Source organism: Aquamicrobium aerolatum DSM 21857 (assembly GCF_900113935.1).
Taxonomy (GTDB): Bacteria; Pseudomonadota; Alphaproteobacteria; order Rhizobiales; family Rhizobiaceae; genus Aerobium; species Aerobium aerolatum.
The window spans coordinates 13,275-38,464 of the sequence record NZ_FORF01000007.1; the positions used below are offsets into that span (position 1 = coordinate 13,275).

Consider the following 25,190-nt stretch of genomic DNA (forward strand, 5'->3'; position numbering starts at 1 on the left):
CGCCGGTTAGCGGACTGGAATGACCGCCTCACCGCTCAGAATGACCGCGCCGGTCGGAGTGACTTCAGGCGTGGCTGAGCGTGGTTCCAGCGTCATGCTGTAAAGCTGGCCTTGTCGGGGTGCTGCAAGTTCCGGTCCCGTCAGCGTCGTCTCAGCAGCGCTGCCGAGAACAGCCAGGGGCACAGCCGTTCCACCCTGCCATGTCCAAAGCTGCAATACTTGCCCGGAAGGGACTTGCATCTGCGCAAGCGGCAGCAGGCGGATCGAGTGGTTGCGGTAGACCTCGAGTATCGCCGCCGTGGTGTTTTCGCTGTCGTGCAGGAACACAACCGCCAAAGGAGACGGAACCGGTGCCATGCTCTGTCCGGCATAGTAGCCAATCATCATTGCTGCCACCAATGCCAGCCCGACGACTGTTCCCCGCCATCCGCCAAATTGCTGCGCGCCTGGCCGCTTGATGCGCAACATGCCCTTCTGGTCGGGATCGGCGCCGGCCAGGCCGAGCCTTCTCAGCTGTTCCGCTTCTGCGTTCCTTTGATCCGGTCTATCAGGGCGTGGGGTGGTCATGGCTAGGCTCCTCCCGCTGTGAGTCACCAGTGCGGCGGCTTGGTAATGGGCACGTCACCGGCCCCCTGTTCCTCCAGCTCGATGAAACGCTCCGACAGTGCGCCCAACTGGCGCTGGATCTTCTCGACGGCCTTCCATTGCTCGGTGATCTGATCCGAAAGCTCGTGGATGGCCCGATCCTGTTCGGCGATGATGATTTCCAGCTGAACGATGCGTGCTTCCGCGCTCATGATGTGATTCCTTCCAGTGCTGTGCGCAGGGCCATTCCGAGCGGCGTTGGTCTGCGAGACGCGCGGTCGACATAAACGTGGATGAAAAATCCTTCCGCGGCCGCCGACTGCTCCTCGTTTCGAAACAGGCCGATCTCATAGCGTACGGAGGAAGTGCCAAGTCTCGTGACACGAATACCTGCAGTTACGAGGTCGGGAAATGCCATTTCTGCAAAATAACGGCAGCCGGTTTCCACGACCAAGCCGATCTGTTCGCCGTGGACGATGTCAAGGACTCCGTTCTCGATCAGCCAGCCGTTTACAGCGGTGTCGAACAGGGAGTAGTGCACCACATTGTTCATATGGCCGTATACGTCGTTGTCCATCCAGCGGGTCTGGATGGTGCGGAATGCGCGATAATCCTGGCGTGTCGCCGGCGCGCTTCTTTCGCCCTTCACCACGCAGCCTCGTAGATTGCAAGCGCATCGTCTTCGCGAAGTTCGCGCGGATTATTGATCAACAAACGCTGCTGCTTCATGGCATTAGCTGCCATCTTTGGGAGCGCTGCCTTGGCGATACCGACGTCGCGTAAGCGTGTTGGCAGCCCAAGGCGAGACGACAGCACCGCGAGTTCTTCTATGAACGCGTCACAGCGTGACTGATCATCTTTTTCTGCGGCCAGATGTGGAAATGCACATGCAGCAATCTCGGCATAAAGATGGGCTGCATCGGGAGTGTTGAAGCGCAGAACATGGGGCAGCACCAAGGCGTTGGACAGCCCATGCGGGATATGGAACGTTCCGCCGATCGGATAGGCAAGTGCGTGGACTGCGGCGACAGGCGAGTTGGCAAATGCCTGCCCGGCCAGCATGGAGCCAAGCAGCATTGCCGATCGCGCCGCCATATCGCCGCCGTTGCTAACTGCAATCTCGATATTTGCCCCCAGTAGCTGCAATGCTTCCTTGGCCAGCATTTTTGAGAGGGGATTGTTGTTCGAGTTTTTTGAAGCGTAGGCTTCGATCGCGTGGACCATCGCGTCGATTCCGGTCGCAGCCGTGATTGCCGGTGGCAGACCAAGTGTCAGCTCTGGATCAAGCACCGCGATATCCGGCAAAATGATCGCAGACGATACGCCGCGTTTTTCTTCTTCGCCTACCGTGATGATGGAAACCGGCGTCACCTCAGAACCGGTTCCGGCCGTTGTCGGCACCAGAACCAGAGGCAGCCTCGGGCCCTTGGCTTGCGCTACTCCCCAGGCTTCATCCAGATCCTCGCCTGAGCCGGCGAGTAACGCGGCAAGTTTTGCGATGTCCATGGATGAGCCGCCGCCGAAGCCAACGACACCTGTGATCGATGCCGACTTGCAGCTCTCAACCGCGCGCATCAGCGTGGCACGGGAAGGGTCGGGCTCGACGCTGTCGAACAGCGTCACCGCGATGCCTTTTTCTGCAAAGGCAGCAATCGCCGGGTCGCATAGACCAAGATTGCGCAGACCGGGATCCGTAACAAACAGAACGCGCGGCCCCAGTAACTTGCCAGCTAATGCACCAAGATGTTTGGAGGCGCCCGGCTCGAAGACAATTGAGGGCGCGGTACTAAAGGTAAAGCTGTTCAGAGTATCGGACATTCTGACTCGGAAATTGACAAGCGACGGTTGTTTTGTGGACAGTGTTTCAAAGAGCCACTTGCAGGGGCGGTTGGCAAGCTCAAATCCGGCGTGTTAGCGTCGGCACAAATGATAAAAGAGGGGCCTGGCGCAAGCATGGCAGAAACTGCGATCGAGCTTGTCGGCATTAACAAGAGTTTCGGAGCGGTTCACGCCAATCGCGATATCCATTTGGAAATTCCGCGCGGTACGATCCATGGAATCGTGGGGGAGAACGGAGCCGGTAAATCGACGTTGATGTCGATTCTCTACGGTTTCTATCAGGCCGATAGTGGCGAGATTCGCGTCGACGGAAAGCCTGTCACCATTGCCACCCCGAACGACGCCATCGCGACCGGAATTGGTATGGTGCATCAGCATTTCATGCTGGTGCAGAATTTCACGGTGGTCGAAAACGTCATCCTGGGGGCGGAAGGCGAAGCGCTGCTGAATTCGTCGATCGCCAATGCTCGTTCCGAGTTGGCGCGACTGGAGCGCGAATATGGTCTGGAGGTTGCTCCGGATGCGATTGTCGAGGAGCTTCCTGTCGGGCTCCAGCAGCGCGTCGAGATCTTGAAGGCGCTTTATCGTGGTGCTGAAATTCTCATCCTCGATGAGCCCACGGGCGTTCTGACCCCTGCTGAAGCAGATCATCTGTTCCGGATCCTTTCCCAACTGAAGGCGGAGGGAAAGACGATCGTCCTGATTACGCACAAGCTGCGCGAGATCATGGCTATTACCGATAATGTCTCGGTGATGCGGCAGGGCCAGATGGTTGCCACTCGCAAGACCGCCGACACCAGCGTGGAAGAACTTGCCGAACTGATGGTGGGGCGCCACGTGCTTCTGCGGGTGGAAAAGGGTGAGAAAGAACGGGGCGAGGTCAAACTGTCGGTGAAGAACCTGACGGTGAAGGATTCGCGTGGCGTGACGATGGTCAGCGATGTTTCTTTCGATGTCCGCGCAGGAGAAATCGTCGGGATTGCGGGCGTGGCGGGCAACGGTCAATCGGAACTGCTCGAGACGATTGCAGGCATCCGCAAGGCGCAATCTGGCACGGTTCACCTTGACGGAGCGCCCATTGATGTGACCGGCGCCGCGGACCCGGCGGAGCTACGCGCCCGTGGTCTCGCTCACGTTCCGGAAGATCGCCATCATGTTGGTCTCGTGCTGTCTTTCGAGGAGTACGAGAATTCCATCCTGGGCTATCATGATGACCCGGCCTACCTGAAAGGGCCGTTCCTCGATATTGAGGCGATCCGGGCGGATGCGCGGGCGAAAATTGCTTCCTACGATATAAGGCCGGCCAATGAGCGGCTGAAAACTGCAAATTTTTCTGGTGGAAACCAGCAAAAAATCGTGCTGGCGCGGGAGATAGAAAAAGACCCCGGCGTGTTGATCGTCGGTCAGCCGACACGCGGTGTGGATGTCGGCGCGATCGAGTTTATTCACAAGCGTCTGATCGCGATGCGGGATGCGGGGAAAGCGGTATTGCTCATTTCGGTAGAGCTGGATGAAATCCGCGCTCTGTCGGATCGCATCCTGGTGATCTTCGACGGCCGCATTGTCGGTGAACGAGATGCCGGCGCGACCGAAGGTGAGCTTGGCTTGCTGATGGCGGGTGTTGAAAACCAGGAGGCCGCCGAATGAGCACCCCTTACGCGAAGCTTCCTGCCTGGGCCGATTATGGGCTTATTCCGTTTTTTAATCTCGTCGTCGCGTTTGTGGTCGCGGGGCTCGTGGTGCTGCTCGTCGGAGAAAACCCGTTCCGTGCAGCTGCAATCATGGTCGAGGGTGCCTTTGGCTCGGGACGAAACATCGCCTACACGCTGTTTTACTCCACCAGTTTTATCTTCACCGGGCTGGCCGTCGCGGTCGCATTCCATGGCGGGCTGTTCAATATTGGCGGCGAAGGACAGGCCTATATCGGTGGTCTGGGCGTCGCTCTGGTATGCCTTTCCTTCGACAGCATCTTGCCGTGGTGGTTGACTTTCCCGCTCGCTGTCCTGGGGGCCGCGGGGATTGGCGCGGCGTGGGCGTTCATCCCGGCCTATCTACAAGCGCGGCGCGGCTCGCACATCGTCATCACGACCATCATGTTCAACTTCATCGCCGCGAGCCTGATGGTCTATCTGCTGGTCGGAGCACTCAAGCCGTTGAGCTCGATGGCACCACAGACGCGGACCTTCGCGCCCGGCGGACAATTGCCAAAACTCAACTGGCTTATCGAGCTTTTCGGGGGCACCGTCCGCTCGTCACCGTTCAATCTTTCCTTCCTGCTTGCGCTTTTCTGCGCTTTCCTCGTCTGGCTTTTGATCTGGCGAACGCGTCTGGGTTACGAGATCCGCACGCAGGGGTTCAGCGCCAAAGCGGCGCGCTATGCGGGGATTGGCGAGACGCGCATCGTTCTTGTCACGATGATGGTCTCGGGCGCATTGGCAGGAATGATGGCGCTCAACCCGGTGATGGGAGATCAGGGCAGATTGCAGCTCGACTTCGTCGCGGGTGCGGGCTTTGTCGGCATCGCCGTGGCACTGATGGGACGATCACATCCGGCAGGTATCGTTCCTGCGGCCATTCTGTTTGGAATGCTATATCAGGGCGGCGCAGAACTGGCCTTCGAGATGCCCAACATCAGTCGCGACATGATCGTGATCATTCAAGGCCTCGTCATTCTGTTCGCGGGGGCGCTTGAAAATATGTTCCGTCCTTCGATCCAGACATTGTTTGCAAGCCTCGGAGCCCAATCTTCAGGCGTTTCGGCCTCCAGCAGCGAGCGGGCGTGACATGGAAAGCTTCAACACCTTGATTGTCGTGCTGGACTCAACGGTCCGCTTGTCTATTCCGTTGCTGCTTGCCTGCCTTGCCGGGCTCTATTCTGAGCGCGCTGGCGTGTTCGATATCGGGCTGGAGGGCAAGATGCTCGCTGGCGCGTTTGCGGCAGGGGCGGCGGCTGCGGTCTATGGCTCTGCCTGGGCCGGTCTTGGCGCTGCGATACTGGTCTCCGGCTTTCTGGCGCTGGTGCACGGCTTCGCGTCGATCACCCATCGAGGCAACCAGATCGTCTCTGGTGTCGCTATCAACTTCATTGCAGCGGGTTCTACGATCATCCTGGGGCAGGCGTGGTTTTCACAGGGCGGACGAACACCGTCGTTGGATGCCGAAAGCCGTTTCGGCGCGATTACCCTGCCATTTGCTGAGGCGGTGCAGGATATTCCGGTGATTGGCTACACCTATTATGAGCTGATTTCCGGCCATTCAGCGCTGACTTATTTTGCGTTCGCGATGGTTTTTGTCACTTGGTGGGTGCTGTTTCGCACACGATTTGGCTTGCGCATGCGTGCAGTTGGCGAAAACCCGGCAGCAGTCGACACAGCCGGTATTTCGGTTCCGTGGTTGCGCTATCGAGCCGTGCTGATCACGGGCGTGTTGTGCGGGTTTGCCGGCAGTTATCTGGCACTTGCGCAGAATGCGGGCTTTGTAAAGGACATGACAGCCGGCAAGGGCTACATCGCGCTCGCGGCACTGATCTTCGCGAAATGGCGTCCCGTGCCGGCAATGTTTGCGTGCCTGCTGTTTGGCTTCCTTGACGCGCTTGCGATTCGTCTTCAGGGCACGCCGTTGCCTGTGGTCGGTCGGGTTCCCGCTCAACTGTTCCAGGCCTTGCCTTACATTCTGACAGTCATTCTCTTGGCGGGCTTTATCGGCAAGGCGATCCCGCCGCGCGCCGGTGGCATTCCCTACGTGAAGGAGCGGTAAGTTCGATGTCTCATGATCTGTTCGAGGCTGCCCGCACAGCGATGGCAAGTGCCTATGCGCCGTATTCGAAATTCCCGGTTGGCGCGGCGTTGCGCACGGCGGACGGCAAGGTGTTTGCTGGCGCCAATATCGAGGTGGCGTCTTTTCCGGAAGGCTGGTGCGCGGAGACGACCGCACTTGGCCATTACATCATGGCAGGTGGCGGCAAGATCACCGAGATCGCCGTGGTGGCCGAAAAGATGGATCGCATCACGCCATGCGGTGGATGCCGTCAGCGCCTCGCTGAGTTTGCCGGGCCGGATACCTTGCTACATCTGTGCGATCAGTCCGGTATTGCGCAGACCATGACGATGGCGGAAATCCTGCCGCTCGGCTTTGCCGGAGACACGCTGAAATGAATCGCACCATCGCCACGATCACCGAGAGGCTGGAGGGGCGTGCGCCCAGAGCAGCTCTGGTTCTTGGTTCGGGTCTGGGCGCTTTGGTCGATGAAGTGGTGGATGCAGTGCGCATTCCCTACGCCGACTTGCCGGTGTTTCCCAAAAGCGGCGTGACAGGACATGCGGGGGAGCTTGTAGCCGGGGATCTGGAGGGCAGTCCGATACTCATGTTGGCAGGTCGCTCCCACTATTACGAGCATGGCAATGCTGCCGCGATGCGGCCGGTTCTGGAGGTGTTGGCTGGAATAGGTATCGATCAGTTGCTCCTGACCAACGCTGCGGGCTCGCTTGATGCCGAGATGGCACCGGGATCGGTGATGCTGATTACCGACCATATCAATTTCTCGGGTGCCAATCCGTTGTTCGGCGAGCCTACCGACCGACGCTTTGTCGGCATGACAGAGGCCTATGACCCCGCAATGCGTGCCGCTTTTGAAGCTGCCGCAAAGGCATCTGGCACGCCGCTGCATAAGGGTGTCTATATGTGGTTTTCGGGCCCTTCATTCGAAACGCCTGCCGAAATCCGAATGGCACGGGTCTTTGGTGCCAACGCCGTCGGCATGTCGACGGTGCCGGAGGTCATTCTTGCGCGGTTTTTGGGGCTGCGTGCGGCCGCTTGCTCGGTTGTCACCAACTATGCGGCCGGCATGACCGGCAACGAGCTTTCGCATCAGGAGACGAAGGAAATGGCTCCTTTGGGCGGACAGCGTCTGGCGACGATCCTCAAGAGAATATTCGCTGACAGGTTGCTTGATGATTAGCAGCCTCACGACATTCCGGCGCGGTGGGGAGATGGAATGACGGCTCTGCCGCAGGAGATCATCGCCAGAAAACGCGATGGTCAGGCGCTCGATCAAAGCGAAATTGCGGCGTTCGTTGGCGGGCTGACGGATGCCAGCTTCTCGGAGGGGCAGATCTCCGCGCTGGCAATGGCGATTTTTCTCAAGGGCATGAATCGCGATGAAGCGGTCGCGTTGACGCTCGCGATGCGCAATTCGGGTCTGGTGCTGGACTGGTCCGATTTGCCCGGCCCGGTAACGGACAAGCATTCGACCGGTGGGGTCGGGGACAATGTCTCGTTGATGCTCGCGCCGATCGTTGCGGCCTGTGGAGCCTACGTTCCGATGATTTCAGGACGCGGGCTCGGCCATACTGGCGGCACGCTCGACAAGATGGATGCGATCCCCGGTTATGTCAGCGAGCCGGATAGCAGTTTGTTTCGTAAGGTGGTTGCGGAAACTGGCTGCGCCATCATCGGGCAAACCTCAGATCTGGCCCCTGCCGACAAGCGGCTCTATGCGATCCGTGACGTGACCGCGACAGTGGCGTCGATCCCGCTCATTACGGCGTCCATTCTGTCCAAGAAACTGGCCGCCGGCCTTGGCAGCCTGGTGCTTGACGTCAAGACCGGCAGCGGTGCCTTCATGACGACCAGAAAAGGCGCGAATGCGCTGGCGCAAAGTCTGGTCGCCGTGGCAAACGGAGCGGGCTTGCCCACGACGGCGCTCATCACGGATATGGATCAACCGCTGGCCAGCGCCGCCGGCAACGCCGTTGAGGTGGCGAATGCGGTCGATTTCCTCACCGGCCGCAAGCGGGATCGTCGTCTGGAGCAGGTGACGCTCGCACTGGCAGGCGAGATGCTGCTGTCGAGCGGTATTGCCATATCTCATCAGGACGCGCTGCTGCGTGCACAGGGCGCCCTTTCCAGTGGAAAAGCGGCGGAGGTTTTCGGGCGCATGGTAAGTGCGCTTGGCGGACCTGTAGATTTCGTCGAACGATCTGGTGACTATTTGCCTGCCGCCAACGTAATCCGGCCGCTAAGGGCAAAGCGATCGGGCTTTGTCGATTCGATCGCTTCGCTGGATATCGGTATGGCGGTTGTCTCTCTCGGCGGTGGGCGAGTACTGCCGCAGGACCGGATAGATCATTCAGTCGGAGTGAGTGAACTCCTCCCGGTCGGCTCCGAGTTGCGCGCAGGCGAGATATTCGCGGTCATCCATGCGCGAAATGAATCGCAAGCGGATGCTGCCGAAGCCGCGTTGCATTCGGCCTACGTGCTTGCAGACGGCAAACCCCGTACGCCCAGGACAGTCCTTCGACGCATCATTCATCAGGACTGATCAGTTCCCCAGTCGCGTGGCGATCACGTCAGCAAGGCGCGCTGCAACCTCGTCCTTGCTCATTTCTGGCCACTCGTCGACACCATCGGCGGATACGACGCGCACCACATTGCGGTCACCGCCCATCACGCCCGCAGCATTGATGCCGCTGTCGTGGGAGACATCGTTGGCAACAATGAGGTTTGCACGCTTCTTGGCCAGCTTCCGCCGGGCATTTTCGACGACATTCTGTGTTTCGGCCGCGAAGCCGACAACGAGTCGGGGACGCTGTGCATGATGCCCGATCGTTGCGAGAATGTCCGGGTTCTCCACCATCTGCAGGGCAGGCGGTCCTTTGCCCTCTTCCTTTTTGATTTTCTGGCCGGATTCACCGTCCGTACGCCAGTCGGCCACCGCGGCAACGAACACGCCGGCGTCAGCTGGCAGCGCCGCTTCAACAGCCGCCTTCATCTGCCGCGCTGTCTCGACATGCTCGACGTGAACTCCAGCAGGGTCTGGGATTGTCACCGGTCCGGAGACGAGATGGACCTGAGCACCAAGTCTTGCCAACGCAGCGGCAATCGCATGCCCCTGCTTGCCTGATGAGCGGTTTGCAATGTAGCGCACCGGATCGATCGGTTCATGGGTGGGGCCGGATGTGACGATGATCTTCTTGCCGGCCAGCGGTTTGGGCGTGTCAGTCAGAAGCTGTTCGATAGCTGTGACGATTTCCAGCGGTTCGGCCATTCTGCCATCACCGGCTTCGCCGCTTTCTGCCATCTCGCCTCTGGCGGGACCGATAAAGGCGATGCCGTCGCGTTCGAGTGTGGCGCGATTGCGCTGCGTGGCGGCATGGCTCCACATGCGTGGGTTCATCGCTGGAGCGATCAGCACGCGCTTGTTGGTTGCCAGCAGCACGGTTGACGCCAGATCGTCAGCCAACCCGTTTGCCATTTTTGCCATCAGGTTGGCCGTGGCCGGGGCAACGACAATCAAATCGGCTTCGCGCGATAGTCGGATATGCCCGACATCGTGCTCATCCTGGCGGTCGAAGAGCTCCGTGAAGACGTGGTCTGCCGAGAGCGCCCCCACCGCAAGCGGAGTAATGAACTGCTGGGCGCCTTCTGTCATCACGCAGCGAACGCTCGCACCGCGTTCGCGCAATCGACGGATCAGGTCGAGGCACTTGTAGGCGGCTATTCCGCCACCAATGATGAGCAGGATACGTTTTTCCGAGAGCGTCATGCCGTCCCCCTTCGTCCCGATCAGCTGAGTGCCATCCATAGCAGCGTGGCAGCGATGATCCACAATGCAATACGACCTGATCTGGTGTGCCGGGCCTCTGCCTTGCCGATGTCGCGGGCTGTCTGCGCATCAAAGCGGAGGCCGTTTTCCGCCATCGCATCAATCTCGCGCGACAAGCGCTCTGTGCGCGCGACCAGATCAGGTGCCTGGCGGGCCAGTGACACGAGTGCTTCAAGCCCGTCGCGTGCGTCTTCAAACATGCCGCGCGGGCCCAGATTGCTGCGGATCCAGCCACCGACGACAGGCTCTGCTGCCTTCCACATGTTGAACGTCGGATCGAGGGTTCGTGCGACGCCTTCGACAACCACCATCGTCTTCTGCAGCAGCACCAGTTCCGGGCGCGTTTCCATGTCGAACAGTTCGGTGACCTCGAACAGCAGAGTGAGCAGACGCGCCATCGAGATCGTCTCTGCAGGTTGCCCATGGATCGGCTCACCGATGGCGCGGATCGCCTGTGCAAACGCATTCACGTCATGACTACGCGGTACGTAGCCGGCCTCGAAGTGTACTTCAGCGACGCGTCGGTAATCGCGCGTGATGAAGCCATAGAGGATCTCGGCCAGGAAACGGCGTTCCTTCTTTCCGAGGCGACCGGCGATGCCCATGTCGACGGCGACGATAGTGCCGTCACCGTCAACGAAGAGATTGCCCGGATGCATGTCGGCGTGGAAAAAACCATCACGCAGGGTATGGCGCAGAAATGACTGCATCAGCACTGTCGCAACAGCTTTGAGGTCGTGACCTGCTGCCCGCAGACCGTCAAGATCGTTCATCTTGACGCCGTCGATCCACTCCATGGTGATGACGTCGCGTCCCGTGCGTTCCCAGTCGACCCACGGCACACGAAACCCCGGATCATCCTTGGTGTTTTCGGCGAGTTCAGACAGGGCCGCCGCCTCGAGGCGCAGATCCATCTCGATCTTGGTCGTTTGCGCCAGACCTTGCGCAATTTCGACCGGTCGCAACCTGCGGGTCGACGGCATGAACCGTTCCTGCATGCGCGCTGCGAGGAAGAAGCCTTCCAGGTCGTTGGCGAAGCGGCGCCGCACGCCTGGCCGGATCACTTTGACCGCAACCTTGTGCTCGCTTGCCTCGCGCCAGATGGTGGCAGGGTGAACCTGCGCAATCGACGCAGCAGCGATTGGATCATCGAAGCTGGAATAAAGCTCAGTGACCGGCCGGCCAAGCGAATCGGCAATTGCTGCCGTTGCTTGCGCGGTCGGGAACGTCGCCATGCGGTCCTGAAGGTTAGCCAGTTCGGCAGCAATGTCCGCTCCGACCACATCCGGACGCGTCGCCAGAAACTGTCCCAGCTTCACATAGGAAGGCCCGAGACGGTCGATGGCGCGAGACATGCGCAGCGTGGTATCCGATTTGCGCACGCGGCGGCGCGACAGGAAGCGCGCGACACCCCAGGCTGCGCGGGGAGGTCCGGTGAGCTGGTCGCCGGGTAACGCACCGATCACGCCTTCGCGGGTCAATATCCAGCCAGCACGCGCCAGCCGGAACCAGGCAGTTGGGCTGCTCATGCCTGCCGCCGCCTCACAGTTTCCAGCCGGAATGCAATGCCGCGATGCCGCCCGAATAGTTGCGCCATGTGACGCGTTCAAATCCGGCCTTCTCGATCATCGCGGCAAAGTTCTTCTGGTCCGGGAACTTGCGGATCGACTCCACGAGGTAGCGATAAGGCTCACCGTCCCCCGCAACCAGGTCGCCGATGCGCGGAATGGCATTGAACGACCAGGCTTCGTAGACCTTGTCGAGCACGGGCATCTCGACCTCTGAAAACTCCAGCACGAGAATACGGCCGCCGGGCTTCAAAACGCGGTAGGCTTCCGAGAGCGCGACATCGATGCGCGGGACGTTACGGATGCCGAACGCGATCGTGTAGGCGTCGAACGTCTCGTCTTCGAACGGCAGTTCCTCAGCGTTGGCTTCGACGAACTCGGTGTATTCCGAAAGCCCGCGCTTGGCCGCGCGGTCCTGGCCAACCCCGAGCATAGAGCCATTGATGTCGAGAATCGTTGCATGTGCATTGCGCTGGGACGCTTCGATGATCCGGAACGAGACGTCGCCGGTGCCGCCAGCGACGTCGAGAACGCGCCAACCCGGCCGCTTGGGCGGGTTCAGCCAGGCTACCATCGAGTCTTTCCAGACGCGGTGCAGGCCAACCGACATGATGTCGTTCATCAGGTCGTATCGTCCTGCAACCTTGTGGAAAACCTCGTTGACGAGACCCTGCTTTTCTCCCAACCCGACTTCGCGGAAGCCATAGGCCGTTTCCATGCCGCCATTGGCGGTGGTGCGCTGTTCGGACATGATTTTCATCCATTCAAATTTCGGCCGGACCATAGCCGATCACAGCCGCAGACGCTATTGTTGATGCCGCGATGTTCGGCCGCGTTTTGTGGCGATCCTGTGGAGCTGATGCACAATGTTACTGAAGGCTGAACTGCATTGCCATATCGAAGGCGCGGCTGCACCTGAACTGGTGATCGCTCAGGCACGCAAATATAATGCCTCGGTTGAGCCGTTCATCAGAGACGGTTCCTTTGTCTGGACCGATTTTACGTCTTTTCTGGCTGCTTACGATTTTGCTGCCGATTTGTTCCGCAGCGAGGAAGATTACGCGCGTCTTGCTGAATATTATCTGACCAGTCTTGCAAAGGACGGGGCGATCTATTCGGAAGTATTTACATCTCCGGACCACGCGGTGCGTGCGGGGCTTTCGCCGAAAGCCTATACCGACGCGCTGGGAGAGGGGATGGCGCGAGCCAAGGCCAAGACCGGCATCGAAGGCCGCATGATCGTCACCGGAGTCCGTCACGTCGGCGTCGAGTCGATTGAGCGGGCCGCGCGTTTCGCTGCGACATGCCGACATCCGCTGGTAAGCGGGTTCGGCGTTGCGGGGGATGAGCGCGTTGGCGCGATGGAGGACTATGTTCGCGCTTTCGAGATTGCGCGTGAGGCGGGGCTTGGCATCACTGTTCATGCCGGCGAGTTTGGCGGGCCGCAAAGCGTTCGCGACGCACTGGACCATATCAGGCCCTCGCGCATCGGGCATGGCGTTCGCGCCATTGAGGATCCGGATCTCGTCAAGCGCATCGCTGATGAGGGCATAGTGCTTGAAGTGTGTCCTGTGTCGAACATCGAGCTTAAAGTCTATCGGGACTTTTCCGAGCACCCGTTCAATGCTTTGCGCGAGGCGGGTTGCAAGGTCACGCTCAACTCAGACGATCCGCCGCATTTCTGGACGACCCTGAAGCGCGAATATGAGGTGGCGGCGACCCACTTTGGTCTTTCGGACAAGCAGTTGGCTGCGGTCACGCAAACCGCAATCAACGCAGCCTTTGTCGATCGTCAGACACGCGCAGCCTTGCTTGCACGCCTGGATGCAGCAGCATCGGGGCGCTGACCTGGGGCGGGTCAGTCCTTGTAGGTCTCTCCCGGATAAGCACCCCAGATCTGTGTCTGGCTGAGCCAGCCGCGGTGGCCTGAGAATTCGATCTCGCACCACTGGCCATTGCACGCCTTGATATTGCCGATGACGCCGGGCTCAAGCTTGGCGACGATCCGCGAGGTCGTGTCCGGACCTGCACGAAGCAGAAGCTCTGTCTCCTGGCCTTTTTGCCATGGCGCGGCGATGGCGGTGCGGCGACCGGAAAGCAGCGACTGGTTCACCCAGCCCTCTGCACCCTCTGAATCGCGTACACGCCGCCAGTTGTCGTACTCCTGGATGATCTCCATCGGCACGCCGGACTTGAGATAAAGCCATTCCACGGGATATTTCAGGCCGGGTCCGATGCGCAGATTTACCCGGCCGGACTTCAAGCTGGCAAAGCGTGGCAGTGGCAGGCCGCTGGGGCCGACCGCAGTATTTTGCGCGTGGGCTGCCTTTGACAGAATGCCGAGATCGGCACTGATGCTGCCGATCAGAGCCAGTGCCGCGCAAAGAACGTATTTGAGGATTGCGCGAGGGGACATTGGTTTCACTTCTACTTCATCACCCGACATGACCGGACTTGGACGGCGTCGGCCTGTTTTCCTTTGTGTTCGACAGGGGGGCTTGATACACAGGCATCAATGCCGTGATCCTGCCGACGCCATTTCCAAGTGTCGCTAATCTTGGTTAAAGAGGTCTCAACAAGACCCGGATTCGAGGAAACAATGGCTGGCAAAAAGAAGCCGCTTGTCGTGATCACCCGGAAATTGCCGGACGCAATCGAGACCCGCATGCGGGAGCTTTTCGACGCGCGCCTCAATGTCGAAGATCGCCCCATGTCGCACGCCGAACTGGGTGAGGCCATGCGCGAGGCGGACGTGCTGGTGCCGACCGTCACCGACAAGATTGACGCGACGCTGATCGAACAGGCAGGCCCCAACCTCAAGCTCATCGCGACCTTTGGCAATGGTGTCGACAACATCGATGTTGCCGGTGCGGCCAAGCGCGGGATCGTTGTCACCAACACGCCCAACGTCCTCACCGAAGACACCGCCGACATGACCATGGCGTTGATGCTTGCCGTGCCCCGCCGGCTGACGGAGGGAGCCACGTTCCTGACCGATGGCGGAAAATGGGGCGGCTGGTCGCCGACCTGGATGCTGGGTCGACGCATCTGGGGCAAGCGGCTTGGCATCGTCGGCATGGGCCGCATCGGCACTGCCGTTGCCCGCCGCGCCAAGGCTTTCGGCCTGTCGATCCACTACCATAACCGGCAGCGCGTTGCGCCCGCCACCGAGGACGCGCTGGAGGCAACCTATTGGGAAAGCCTCGACCAGATGCTCGCGCGCATGGACATCATCTCGGTCAACTGCCCCTCGACCCCGGCGACCTATCACCTTCTGTCGGCACGTCGCCTGGCGCTGCTGCAGCCGACCGCATATCTCGTCAACACGGCGCGCGGCGACATCATTGATGAGAGCGCTCTGCTCAAGCTTCTGGAACAGGACAAGATCGCCGGAGCGGGGCTGGACGTGTTCCAGCACGAGCCCGTTGTCAGTCCGCGTCTGGTGAAGCTGGCCAAAAAGGGCAAGGTGGTGATCCTGCCGCATATGGGATCGGCCACGATCGAAGGCCGGATCGACATGGGCGAAAAGGTGCTGATCAATATCCGCACCTTCTTTGACGGCCACCGCCCACCAGATCGGGTTCTTCCTTCTCGGGTCTGATGCTGCGGGACTTCGCTACAGTGCTTGCGCCTTGTAGCGAACTGTCTCGAAGTTTGCTCCAAGTCCGTCATACATCAGCAATCGACCGACAAGCGGCTCGCCAATGCCGGTGATCAGCTTGATTGCTTCCATGGCTTGCAGGGTGCCGATCACGCCGACAAGCGCGCCGATGATGCCGGCCTGGGCACAGGAGGGCACGAGATCGGCAGGCGGTGGCTCGGGGAACAGATCGCGATAGGAAGGGTTGCGCTGGCCCTGCGCGTTCTTCTCGAAGGGTTTGAGAACCGTCACCGATCCATCGAACCGCCCGACCGCACCGGTGACCAGCGGACGCTGCGCCGCAGCGCAGGCATCGGCAACCGCGTAGCGGGTCGCGAAATTGTCGGTGCCGTCCACGACCAGATCATAGGCGCTGACGATGTCGCCAATATTCTTCGTGTCGAGCCGCATTTGGTGCAACTCGACGGCGACGTGCGGATTGATCCTGCCGATTGTCGCCGCCGCGCTTTCCACCTTGCTCATGTCCAGCGTCTGCATGCTGTGGATCACCTGGCGCTGCAGGTTCGACAGCGACACGATGTCGTCATCAACGATCCCGAGCGTGCCGACGCCTGCGGCAGACAGATAGAGGAGGATTGGCGCGCCAAGTCCGCCGGCGCCCACCACCAGCACGCGCGCCCGTTTCAGCTTCTGCTGGCCAGCGCCACCGACCTCCGGCAGCACGATATGGCGCGCGTAGCGTTCGAGTTCTTCCGGGGCGAGGGGGGTGGAGGTCTGGTTCATGACGACAGGATAGCCTTGCCATCGCTGAAAGTCAGCGTCTCAAACGGGGCTAACTTTGCCGCCTGAAACGGTGAAGAACTGCGCTTGTCCGGCAAGGCTCGAGAAGAGTGCGGCATCGGTCCCGGTCATGAATGCCTGACAATTGAGGTCGGCGAGAATATCGAACAGCGCTGCGCGCCTTCCAGCATCGAGATGCGCGGCGATTTCGTCGAGCAGCAGGATCGGAGCGGTGCCGGCCAATTCCCGCACCAAACGCGCATGCGACAGCACTAGGCCCGTCAGAAGTGCCTTCTGTTCTCCCGTCGAGCACAATTCGGCCTGCATGTTCTTGGGCCGGTGACGGACGAGCAGATCAGAGCGGTGTGGTCCTTCCAGAGTTCGCCCAGCAGCACGGTCGCGATAGCGATTGCCGGCAAGTGCGCTTCGGAAGCTTTCTTCCACATCTACGGCAGCCTGATGCGTAAAAGCTTCCTCCAGCGTCCCCGACAATGCGATATCCGCCTTGGGGAAGGGGCTGTCATCGGGCAGACGTTCCATCATGCCGCTGAGCAACCGGACCATCTCCACCCGCGCAGCAGCGATGGCGCTACCCGTTTCCGCCATCTGGGTCTCGATGGCGTCAAACCACCCATCGTCACGCGCATTGTCCAGCAAAAGCCGGTTTCGACCGCGCATTGCCTTTTCGTAATCGAGCGCTCGGCGTCCGTGGCTCGGATCGATCGCCAGCACCAGCCGGTCGATGAAGCGACGCCTTTCGGCTGCTGGCCCCGTAAACAGCGCGTCCATCGCCGGTACCAGCCAGATGACGCGAAGCCAGTCGAGGAGTTCGTCTGCGGAGCGGGCATTGGCGCCGTTGATGCGGACCCGCCTCACGGTGCTTTCGGCTGTCGGGCTGCGTTCGAACAGCGTTCCGGTTCCGATCTCGACTTCGCCCTGTGGCCCGTCGACACGAGCATGGATCGCAAAGCCGTCGGATCCGGCACGCGCAACGTCTTCGTGGGATGCACGGCGCATGCCCCGTCCGGGCGAAAGATACGAAACCGCCTCGAGCAGATTGGTCTTTCCGGCGCCGTTTTCTCCCGTCAGCACCACCGCGCCAGGCGCAAAATCGAGCGCCTCGCTGGTGTAGTTGCGAAAGTCCGTCAGCATCAAACGAGCGACATGCGTCTGCGTTTCGCGGGTCGGCATGGACCAGGCTCGTTTCCTGTCAGTGTCGATGGCCGGTCTATACCCGCATCGGCATCAGAACGTACAGCGCATGCGCATCGCTAGTGTCGTGGATCAGTGTCGGTGAGCCGGCATCCGCCAGCATGAACCGTGCCTCGCCGCCAGAGAGCTGCGCCGCGACATCGAGCAAATATTTTGCGTTGAAGCCAATCTCGATTGGGTCAGCATCATAATCGGCCACGATTTCTTCCGTCGCACTTCCGGAATCCGGATTGTTGACGGTCAATGTCACCTGGCCCGACGAGATTGACAGCTTGACCGCGCGTCCGCGCTCCGACGAGATGGTCGAGACACGGTCAACAGCCTGGGCGAAAGCCTGCCGGTCGATCACCAGCTGCTTGTCGTTACCGGTCGGAATGACGCGCTGATAGTCCGGGAATGTCCCGTCGATCAGCTTGGATGTCAGGATCACGCTGCCAATGGTGAAGCGGATCTTGGTGTCCGACAATTCGGTCGTCACCTGCACGTCCGGCGCATCAACGAGCTTTTGCAACTCGCTGACGGTCTTTCGTGGAATGATGATGCCCGGCATGCCTTCAGAGCCCGAAGGCGCCTCGACGTCGGCGCGCGCGAGGCGATGGCCATCCGTTGCCACCGAGCGCAGGGTAAGCTTGCCGCCATCCTCATGCGTGTGGAAGTAGATGCCGTTGAGATAGTAGCGCGTTTCCTCGGTCGAGATCGCAAACTGCGTTTTCTCGATCAGTCCCTTCAGATGATCGGAAGGGAGACGGAAGACATGGGTAAAAGTGCCCGCAGAGAGCTCCGGAAAATCGGCCTGCGGCAGGCACTGCAATCGAAACGACGAGCGCCCTGACATCACGGTCATCGAGTTGCCGCTCTCATCGACCTTGAGCATGACTTCTGCGCCGTCTGGCAGCTTGCGCACGATGTCGTAGAGCAGATGCGCCGGCACGGTGGTTGCACCGCCTTGCTCGACGGTCGCAGCGGTCGACTCGGTCACTTCCAGGTCGAGGTCTGTCGCCTTCAGCTGGAGGCTTGCATCCGTCGCCGAGAGAAGCACGTTCGAAAGGATCGGGATCGTATTGCGACGCTCGACGACACGGTGGACGTGGTTCAGCGACTTGAGGAGATTGGAGCGTTCGAGGGTTACACGCATGATACGCAAGGATCTCGCAGAAAACTAAGGTCAGAGTTCAGGCCGGATACGCCCACTGGGCGGTAAATGCCGAAGCGGAAATGGACGTAGACCCTGACGGGAAATGAACCGGAACGCAAGTGCGCGCCGCCTTTGGTGGCCGCGCGCACAAGATTTTTGGGGAAAACGCGCTCAGGCGGCGATCAGGCCTGTTCGGCGATCAGGCGCTTGAGCAGCTCCAGTTCCTGCGCCATCGTGTTGTCAGCGCCCGACAGCCCTTCGATCTTGCGCACTGCGTGCAGAACCGTGGTGTGGTCCCGGCCGCCAAAACGACGCCCGATCTCGGGCAGAGAGCGTGGTGTCATCACCTTTGCCAGATACATCGCGATCTGGCGCGGCTTGACAATCGTCCGGGTACGCCGGTTCGAAAGGAGCTCGTTCTTCGATACGTTGTAGTGGCGGGCGACAATGCGCTGGATGTCCTCGATGCGCACGCGCTTGGGCTCGCCGGCGCTGTAGACATTGCCGAGAACCTCCTTCACCCAGTCGATCGACATTTCTGGCTCGAACGACTGGCGGAACAGGATCTGGTTGAACGCCCCCTCCAGTTCGCGACCGCTACCGGTCACGGTCTGGGCGACATGGGACAGGATCTCTTCCGGAATTTCCAGCGTCGGCATTTCCATCCGTGCGGCGGCGTAACGCTGCTGCAGGATCGACAGGCGCATCTCGTAGTCTGGCAGCGCCATTTCGAGCGCAACGCCGCCATTGAGGCGCGAGCGCACGCGTGGCTCCAGCGACTCCAGTTCTGATGGTGGGCGGTCCGCCGCAACCACCACCTGCTTGGCGCTGTCGAGGAGCATGTTGATCAGATGGCAGAACTCGTGCTGGATCGACTTGCCCTGCAGGAACTGCATGTCGTCGATGATGAGAAGGTCGATGTCGCGCAGCTGCTCCTTCAGGTGCAGCGCGTAGTTGTCGCGAATTGCCGTTGCAAAACGCCACATGAAATATTCAGCCGTCAGGTAGACGACGTGAGCCTGCGGCTTGAGGCGGATTGTTTCCGCGGCAATTGCCTGCAGCAGATGGGTCTTGCCGAGGCCGACGGACGCATGAATGAACAGCGGGTTGAAGCGCAGCGCGCTTGGCGAAGACTCAGACAGGGAGCGCGCGGCGGCAAAGGCGACGCGGTTCGACGGCCCCTGGACGAAGGAATCGAACGTATAGCGCGGGTCAAGTGGGGAGCCGAGCACAGCTTGTTTGCCCTGGCGCTCTGCGCCGTGCACTGGCTGCGATGGGATCGCGCCTTCGGCACGCGCCATTGTCGGCATTGTCTGGGCGGTTGCTGTGGGGCGAATGTTGTTTCTGCGTGCCGGCGCCACGTCTTCCTCGACGGGTGCGACGCTGCGCGCGGCAGAGCGGACGACGATTTCCACCTTGAGCGTGGATGGCTCGGTCTGCTTCCACAATTCGGTGATCACGTCGAGATAGTGACTGTTGATCCACTGGCGAAGAAACGCGGTAGGCACCGAGAGGCGGATCAGGCCACGGGAGGCCTCCGCCACTTTCATGCGGCCAAACCAGCTCGAATAGACGTCATTGCCGAGGCGGGCCTTGAGCTGCGCTTTCACGCGCTCGAAATTGGCTTCAGTGCCGCCTGCTGACGTCATGCCGGTCCCCTCGTTCGATGTTGCTGATTCAAACGACGCCGTATCGGCCGCCGCTCTTTCGATGCCGCTGTGCATGCTTCTTGACTTTCCCTGTATGACTTCCGCCTTGCGTCGCTGTCGATTTCTAACCGCATCCGACTTGACGACGCAGTACATCTTGTCCCGCGTTCTATATGCTTGGTGGTCCACCTTCCTTCTCGCTGGTGCCTGATGGGATTTGCCGTCAGTCACAAAAAATGCGCAAAAAAGACCGACCTCGAGCCAGAGCCCGAAGTTTGAATACCCTTACGTCTTTGCAGTCCCCTGTCCACGAAAGGCCATATATTGGACGTCCGCGGGGAAGTGCCCACGGCTCAAATATGCCTAAAACTGGCTGGATTAGCGGTCCAATATGCCCGCCCCTTCGATGACTGGACTTTACAAAATGAGGCGGTCAAAGGGCAAGAGACAGAAGTGGAATTTTTCGTCCTCAAGGGCAGAGATTCAGCTTGACTCGGGTCCGCCAAGATCAGCCCGTCTCACAAAAGCCTTTTGATTCAAAACCTTTGCCGTTCTGCGACCGATTGACTCATTTTGCTATAAAAATTGCTTGACAGCGAAAGCCTCTTCAAAGACTCGCCAGAATGCCTCACTTGAGAGCCGTACCTAGGGTAAGCTTCTGATATATAAGCACAAAATATGCCGCTGGCGTGCTTGGTGGTGCCGTTAGGTCGCCGCCGGCTGCCGGTCAAGCCAGTGTATGCCGACAAAAGGAGTTACTTCCCATAAGGTTACGCAAGATCAATTGTCGGCAAAGAATTCACGCAACAAAAAACCCGGTCGCAATGCGCCGGGTTTTTTAATGCGAATACTAAGAAGGAGGCTAGCTCAGGCAGACAGTGCCTTCACGCGCTGTGCCAGACGCGAAACCTTGCGGGACGCCGTATTGCGATGGAAGACGCCCTTGGAGACAGCGCGCATCAGCTCCGGCTGGGCGACGCTGAAGGCAGCCTGTGCTGCATCCTTGTCGCCGGCGGTCAGCGCCTCTTCAACCTTGCGGATGAATGTGCGGACACGCGAGCGACGGTTCTTGTTGACCGCGGTCTGGCGAGCGATCTTGCGCGTAGCCTTCTTGGCCGAAGACGTATTGGCCATAATGCCTCTCTCTCACTATCTCAGTGTGGGCACCTAGGCGGATAGTCCGTTGAGGAGATACCGTCAGGCGCAATAAATACAAGGGGCGGATTTATACCGCCCAGTTGCGGCGGCTTATAGAGGAGCTTTGCCCGGACGTCAACGCTTCAGTGGCTTGAATCCGGGGACAAAACTCATTGGTTGCGGAAGTTGGGTGCACGTTTGTCCGAAAAGGCTTCCATGCCCTCTTTCTGGTCCTCAAGGGCGAACATGGAGTGAAACACCCGCCGCTCGAAGCGCAGGCCTTCCGTCAGTGTGGTCTCATAGGAGCGGTTGACGGCCTCCTTGTTCATCAGCACCGCCGGCAGCGAGAACGAGGCGATCTTTTCAGCTGCCTTGAGCGCTTCGTCGACCAGTGTTGCAGCGGGAACCACGCGCGACACCAGACCGCTGCGCTCCGCTTCCTCAGCGTCCATCATCCGACCCGTCAGGCACATGTCCATTGCCTTGGATTTGCCGACAAAGCGGGTCAGGCGTTGCGAGCCGCCCATGCCCGGCATCACGCCTAGCGTGATTTCCGGCTGGCCAAATTTGGCGTTGTCGCCGGCAATGATGAAGTCGCACATCATCGCCAGTTCGCATCCGCCGCCGAGTGCATAGCCGGACACCGCGGCAATGATCGGCTTGCGGATGCGCAGCATCGCATCCCAGCCGGAAAAGAAGTCCGCCATATACATGTCGATATATGACTTCTGGTGCATTTCCTTGATATCAGCACCGGCCGCGAAAGCTTTCTCTGAACCCGTGATGACGATCGCACCGATCGTCTCGTCAGCCTCGTAAGCCTGCAGCGCGGCAACGACGTCTTCCTGCATTTGTGAGTTGAGCGCGTTGAGGGCTTTGGGCCGGTTGAGGGTGATGAGGCCCACCTTGCCGCGAGTTTCGACGAGGATTGTTTCGTAGGCCATTGCACGCTCCCTGATATGTCGGATGATCTTGATATGGTGATAGCTAACGCTGGCACGCCGGGCAATAGAAGGTCGAGCGCCCGCTCTGCACGATGCGCGCAATTGGCTTGCCGCAGCCATCCGTGCGGCACGGTTTGCCCTCGCGTCCATAGACCGCAAAACTGTGCTGGAAGTAGCCCAGCGAGCCGTCAGCCTGAACGTGGTCGCGCAGTGATGATCCGCCTGCGATGATGGCTTCCGCTATGACAGCGCGGATGGCGTCGGCCAGGCGGTCGCATTTGGCATTGCGTCGACCCGGTGCGGGTGCAATCGATCCAGCCTCTCGTTCGGGCGACAATCCGGCGCGCCACAGGGCCTCGCAGACATAGATGTTGCCAAGGCCTGCGATCAGCCTTTGGTCGAGAAGAGCCGCCTTGAGCGGGGTGCGTTTGCCGCGCAGCAAGTCGCCCAGCAGTTTGCCGTCGAGCGCGTTGCCTGTCGGTTCGATGCCGAGGCCGGCGAGCGACGGATGCTCGTGCAGCGTCGCGGCATCTGAAAAGATCATGAAGCCGAAGCGACGTGGATCGTTAAATACAACCCGATGCTGCGCGCCCGATGGTTCAAGCAGGTGAAAGACAACATGGTCGTGCGCCTCGATTTTCGAGCGCTCGTGATGAAATTCGCCGGGTGTCCTGTCGTCCTCGCCGGAGAGGATCCGAAACGAGCCCGACATTCCAAGATGGCAGATCAGGACCGGGTCCTGATCAAGATGTATCGTCAGATATTTTGCCCGCCGCCCCAGTGACACGACCACGCGATCTGTCAATCTGGAGACAAAGTCTTCTGGAAAAGGAAACCGCAGATTGGGCCTGCGCTGCTCGACACGCGTGATGCGCGAGCCTTCGAAGACGGGTTGCAACCCGCGGCGAACTGTTTCGACTTCGGGGAGTTCAGGCATGGTTCAAAAGCGCCCGGAATGATGTTCCATGGGATCCAGCTGCGATGCCGAGATGCTCGGCAATGGTCTCGCCAATGTCGCTGAATGTTGCGCGTACACCCACCGACACGGCTTTCAGCCCTGGACCCGTGCCGATGATCGGAATCCGCTCGCGCGTGTGGTCCGTACCTTTCCAGGTCGGATCGCATCCATGATCGGCGGTCAGCAGGAGGAGATCGCCGGGCTGCAGCAGCGCGAGCACTTCAGGCAGCCGGGCATCGAAGGCCTCGAGCGCTGCTGCATAGCCGCAGACATCGCGCCGATGGCCGAAATTGGTGTCGAAGTCGACGAAATTGACGAAGACGAGATCGCCGCTGTCGGCATTGTTGATCGCTGCAATCGCCTGATCCATCATCGCCATGTTGTTCGGCGCTTTGCGCAGGCTGGAGATGCCTCGGTGAGCAAAGATGTCGCCGATCTTGCCGACTGCGTGGACCTGGCGGCCCGCCGATACGAGCCGGTCAAGCAGCGTCGGTTCCGGTGGTGGCGTGGCGTAGTCCTTTCGGTTCGCTGTACGTTCAAACGTCTCTGGAGTTTCACCGATGAACGGGCGCGCGATCACGCGGCCGATATTCATATCGTTAGCCAGTCTGCGGGCGATCTCACAAACATGGTAAAGTTGCTGGAGGCCGAAATGCTGCTCATGCGCTGCAATCTGGATCACGGAATCCACTGATGTGTAGCAGATCGGTTTGCCGGTCCGGATATGCTCCTCGCCATACTGTTCGATGACTTCGATGCCGGGGGCATGGCAGTTGGCGAGTATGCCGGGCAGACCTGCCTCCCTGATGAGCGCATCCGTGAAATCTTGCGGGAATGCGGGATGGGTATCGGGAAAGTAGCCCCAGTCGAATGTAACGGGCAGTCCTGCAATTTCCCAATGGCCGGAAGGCGTGTCCTTTCCAGACGAAATTTCGGTGGCGGCACCGAAAAAGCCGTTGACCGTTGCTGCGGGCAATGGCCGGTCATGATTGATTGCAGCTGCATGCGAGAGGCCGAGAGCCTGCATGTTGGGAAGGGAAAGCGGCCCTGAGCGCAGTCCCGCGACATCCGCGTCCCCGTTCGCGCAGGCTGCCTCGATATGGCCGAGCGTATCGGCACCCGCATCGTCAAAGCGGGCTGCATCGGGTGCTCCGCCAATGCCGAAGGAATCGAGGACAAACAGAAATGCACGTGCCATCTGAGCAACCTTTGCCGGTCTTGGTCCGTCAAGAGATAGGAGGCGAGGTGAGGCTTGGCAATTCAGAAACCATAGTCGGGGATGATTGCCGCATGAAGAGGGAGTGCCGATCTTGGTAAGATACATGATCCGGCTCTGCGCGTTGCTGATGGCAATGTCGCAGGCAGCCTTGTCGCAGCCACGGACCGAAGAGCCATTCCGTATCGGCATGGTGGTCGCTGCCTCGGATGTACCTGAGATCGAAGGGGTGTCCGGGATACGCGAGATGTTTTCGCGCGCATTGGGTCGCTCTGTCGAGGTCATCGCGGCGCGTGATCACGAAGCGCTGGTGGCAGCTCACGTCGCCGGGCGCGTCGACTATGCCATTTATACGGCCCTTTCCTACGCTGCAGCCGCTCGGTGTGGATGCGTGGAGCCGATCGCGACCCCTATGACCAGCGAGGGCGCAATCGGTGTGCGCTCGATCTTGATGACCAGAACTGAACGGGCGCTGGAGCGTATTGCGGTTGGCGCTCCTGATAGCGTGGCGGGTCGACTTGCGCCGCTGGCGTTGTGGCCTGATGCGTTCGAGGCGCGTTCGGCGCAGCGCCTTGTCGATTTTCCGAGCGCGCAGGACGCACAAGAAGAGTTTGTTGCCGGTGCGGTTGATGCAATTTTTGGCTGGGTTCCGGTGTCATCATCCGGCGAAAACCTGCCCGGTGGAACACCGGATCGACTTGCCGCGATGAGCAGCGCAGGCACCGAGAGCAGGATCGAATGGGAATCGGATGTCTTGCGTCATGGTCCCCACGCAGTCCGCGCCGACCTGTCGCGCGATATGCGCCAGAAGCTTGTTGCGATGTTGGTCGACGGCACCGATGCGGAGCTGGTTTATATCAATCGCGCCTATGGGGGAGGGTTCGTGGCAGCTTCACGAGACGACTACCAGCCGGCAGTCAAAATTCTGGAGTCGTTGGAGGCTGAATAGGAAGCTGGCGTTGA

At 60.0% G+C, this 25,190-nt stretch carries 25 protein-coding genes; 9 read left to right on the plus strand and 16 right to left on the minus strand.

The window, feature by feature from the left end:
* Positions 1-6: 6 nt before the first annotated feature.
* The 4 genes from BMZ42_RS07115 to BMZ42_RS07130 form a co-directional block, all read right to left on the minus strand.
* Complete coding sequence (locus BMZ42_RS07115; RefSeq protein WP_091520378.1) at positions 7-567, minus strand: anti-sigma factor domain-containing protein; 561 nt, start codon at positions 565-567, stop codon at positions 7-9.
* Positions 568-590: 23 nt separating this feature from the next.
* On the minus strand, positions 591-797 hold the full coding sequence (locus tag BMZ42_RS07120; protein ID WP_091520381.1) for a SlyX family protein: 207 nt from the start codon (positions 795-797) through the stop codon (positions 591-593).
* On the minus strand, positions 794-1,162 hold the full coding sequence (locus BMZ42_RS07125) for an acyl-CoA thioesterase (RefSeq protein WP_091520686.1): 369 nt from the start codon (positions 1,160-1,162) through the stop codon (positions 794-796). Before BMZ42_RS07125 ends, BMZ42_RS07120 begins: the two co-directional genes overlap by 4 nt.
* A gap of 68 nt (positions 1,163-1,230) precedes the next feature.
* On the minus strand, positions 1,231-2,391 hold the full coding sequence (locus tag BMZ42_RS07130; protein ID WP_091520689.1) for an iron-containing alcohol dehydrogenase: 1,161 nt from the start codon (positions 2,389-2,391) through the stop codon (positions 1,231-1,233).
* 147 nt (positions 2,392-2,538) lie between these two features.
* Between BMZ42_RS07130 and BMZ42_RS07135 the strand changes: the two genes are divergently transcribed.
* From BMZ42_RS07135 to deoA, 6 genes are read left to right on the plus strand one after another with little or no spacing between them, the layout of a single operon-like run.
* Positions 2,539-4,071: an ABC transporter ATP-binding protein gene (locus tag BMZ42_RS07135; RefSeq protein WP_091520383.1), complete on the plus strand. Its 1,533-nt coding sequence runs from the start codon at positions 2,539-2,541 to the stop codon at positions 4,069-4,071.
* The gene (locus BMZ42_RS07140; protein ID WP_091520385.1) at positions 4,068-5,207 is read left to right on the plus strand and encodes an ABC transporter permease; all 1,140 of its coding nucleotides are present in this window, start codon (positions 4,068-4,070) and stop codon (positions 5,205-5,207) included. Before BMZ42_RS07135 ends, BMZ42_RS07140 begins: the two co-directional genes overlap by 4 nt.
* A 1-nt stretch (position 5,208) precedes the next feature.
* Positions 5,209-6,180, plus strand: a complete 972-nt coding sequence (locus BMZ42_RS07145; protein WP_091520387.1) for an ABC transporter permease — start codon at positions 5,209-5,211, stop codon at positions 6,178-6,180.
* A gap of 5 nt (positions 6,181-6,185) precedes the next feature.
* Entirely contained in the window at positions 6,186-6,578 is a 393-nt protein-coding gene (gene cdd / locus BMZ42_RS07150; RefSeq protein WP_091520390.1) for a cytidine deaminase, read from the plus strand.
* Positions 6,575-7,381, plus strand: a complete 807-nt coding sequence (locus tag BMZ42_RS07155; RefSeq protein WP_091520391.1) for a purine-nucleoside phosphorylase — start codon at positions 6,575-6,577, stop codon at positions 7,379-7,381. Before cdd ends, BMZ42_RS07155 begins: the two co-directional genes overlap by 4 nt.
* Positions 7,382-7,417: 36 nt before the next feature.
* Positions 7,418-8,743, plus strand: a complete 1,326-nt coding sequence (deoA, locus tag BMZ42_RS07160) for a thymidine phosphorylase (protein ID WP_091520394.1) — start codon at positions 7,418-7,420, stop codon at positions 8,741-8,743.
* Here the strand turns inward: deoA and coaBC are convergent, their stop codons facing one another.
* The 3 genes from coaBC to ubiE are packed head-to-tail and all read right to left on the minus strand — an operon-like array spanning position 8,744 to position 12,346.
* The gene (gene coaBC / locus BMZ42_RS07165; protein ID WP_091520694.1) at positions 8,744-9,967 is read right to left on the minus strand and encodes a bifunctional phosphopantothenoylcysteine decarboxylase/phosphopantothenate--cysteine ligase CoaBC; all 1,224 of its coding nucleotides are present in this window, start codon (positions 9,965-9,967) and stop codon (positions 8,744-8,746) included. It lies immediately after the preceding gene.
* A 20-nt stretch (positions 9,968-9,987) separates the two neighbouring features.
* Complete coding sequence (ubiB, locus tag BMZ42_RS07170) at positions 9,988-11,556, minus strand: 2-polyprenylphenol 6-hydroxylase (protein WP_091520395.1); 1,569 nt, start codon at positions 11,554-11,556, stop codon at positions 9,988-9,990.
* 13 nt (positions 11,557-11,569) lie between these two features.
* Positions 11,570-12,346 carry a bifunctional demethylmenaquinone methyltransferase/2-methoxy-6-polyprenyl-1,4-benzoquinol methylase UbiE gene (ubiE, locus tag BMZ42_RS07175; protein ID WP_091520698.1) on the minus strand — a complete coding sequence of 259 codons (777 nt, stop codon included), beginning with the start codon at positions 12,344-12,346 and terminating at the stop codon, positions 11,570-11,572.
* Between the two features lie 115 nt (positions 12,347-12,461).
* On the opposite strand from ubiE, the gene BMZ42_RS07180 reads away from it, so the two are divergent.
* Positions 12,462-13,442 carry an adenosine deaminase gene (locus BMZ42_RS07180; protein WP_091520398.1) on the plus strand — a complete coding sequence of 327 codons (981 nt, stop codon included), beginning with the start codon at positions 12,462-12,464 and terminating at the stop codon, positions 13,440-13,442.
* An 11-nt stretch (positions 13,443-13,453) separates the two neighbouring features.
* Here the strand turns inward: BMZ42_RS07180 and BMZ42_RS07185 are convergent, their stop codons facing one another.
* Positions 13,454-14,011, minus strand: a complete 558-nt coding sequence (locus tag BMZ42_RS07185) for an SH3 domain-containing protein (protein ID WP_091520703.1) — start codon at positions 14,009-14,011, stop codon at positions 13,454-13,456.
* Between the two features lie 183 nt (positions 14,012-14,194).
* On the opposite strand from BMZ42_RS07185, the gene BMZ42_RS07190 reads away from it, so the two are divergent.
* On the plus strand, positions 14,195-15,196 hold the full coding sequence (locus BMZ42_RS07190; protein ID WP_091520401.1) for a 2-hydroxyacid dehydrogenase: 1,002 nt from the start codon (positions 14,195-14,197) through the stop codon (positions 15,194-15,196).
* A gap of 15 nt (positions 15,197-15,211) precedes the next feature.
* On the opposite strand, the gene BMZ42_RS07195 is transcribed toward BMZ42_RS07190, so the two are convergent.
* From BMZ42_RS07195 to BMZ42_RS07230, 8 genes are all read right to left on the minus strand, one after another.
* Entirely contained in the window at positions 15,212-15,979 is a 768-nt protein-coding gene (locus tag BMZ42_RS07195; RefSeq protein ID WP_091520402.1) for a molybdopterin-synthase adenylyltransferase MoeB, read from the minus strand.
* Positions 15,980-16,018: 39 nt separating this feature from the next.
* Positions 16,019-17,167, minus strand: coding sequence for a DNA replication/repair protein RecF (gene recF, locus BMZ42_RS07200; protein ID WP_091520405.1), 1,149 nt, complete (start codon positions 17,165-17,167; stop codon positions 16,019-16,021).
* A gap of 37 nt (positions 17,168-17,204) precedes the next feature.
* Complete coding sequence (gene dnaN / locus BMZ42_RS07205) at positions 17,205-18,323, minus strand: DNA polymerase III subunit beta (protein ID WP_091520407.1); 1,119 nt, start codon at positions 18,321-18,323, stop codon at positions 17,205-17,207.
* Positions 18,324-18,505: 182 nt separating this feature from the next.
* Positions 18,506-19,972 (minus strand): chromosomal replication initiator protein DnaA, encoded by a 1,467-nt coding sequence (gene dnaA, locus BMZ42_RS07210; RefSeq protein ID WP_091520708.1) that lies wholly within the window; start codon positions 19,970-19,972, stop codon positions 18,506-18,508.
* Positions 19,973-20,839: 867 nt separating this feature from the next.
* A complete protein-coding gene (rpsT, locus tag BMZ42_RS07215) occupies positions 20,840-21,106 on the minus strand; it encodes a 30S ribosomal protein S20 (protein ID WP_091520409.1) in 267 nt (88 codons plus the stop codon).
* Between the two features lie 173 nt (positions 21,107-21,279).
* Positions 21,280-22,053 (minus strand): enoyl-CoA hydratase, encoded by a 774-nt coding sequence (locus BMZ42_RS07220; RefSeq protein ID WP_091520412.1) that lies wholly within the window; start codon positions 22,051-22,053, stop codon positions 21,280-21,282.
* A 43-nt stretch (positions 22,054-22,096) separates the two neighbouring features.
* Positions 22,097-22,990: a bifunctional DNA-formamidopyrimidine glycosylase/DNA-(apurinic or apyrimidinic site) lyase gene (gene mutM / locus BMZ42_RS07225; protein ID WP_091520415.1), complete on the minus strand. Its 894-nt coding sequence runs from the start codon at positions 22,988-22,990 to the stop codon at positions 22,097-22,099.
* A complete protein-coding gene (locus tag BMZ42_RS07230) occupies positions 22,983-24,209 on the minus strand; it encodes a phosphopentomutase (protein ID WP_091520417.1) in 1,227 nt (408 codons plus the stop codon). The genes mutM and BMZ42_RS07230 overlap by 8 nt, the downstream gene beginning before the upstream one ends.
* A 112-nt stretch (positions 24,210-24,321) precedes the next feature.
* On the opposite strand from BMZ42_RS07230, the gene BMZ42_RS07235 reads away from it, so the two are divergent.
* A complete protein-coding gene (locus BMZ42_RS07235) occupies positions 24,322-25,176 on the plus strand; it encodes a PhnD/SsuA/transferrin family substrate-binding protein (protein WP_139207882.1) in 855 nt (284 codons plus the stop codon).
* Positions 25,177-25,190: the final 14 nt, after the last annotated feature.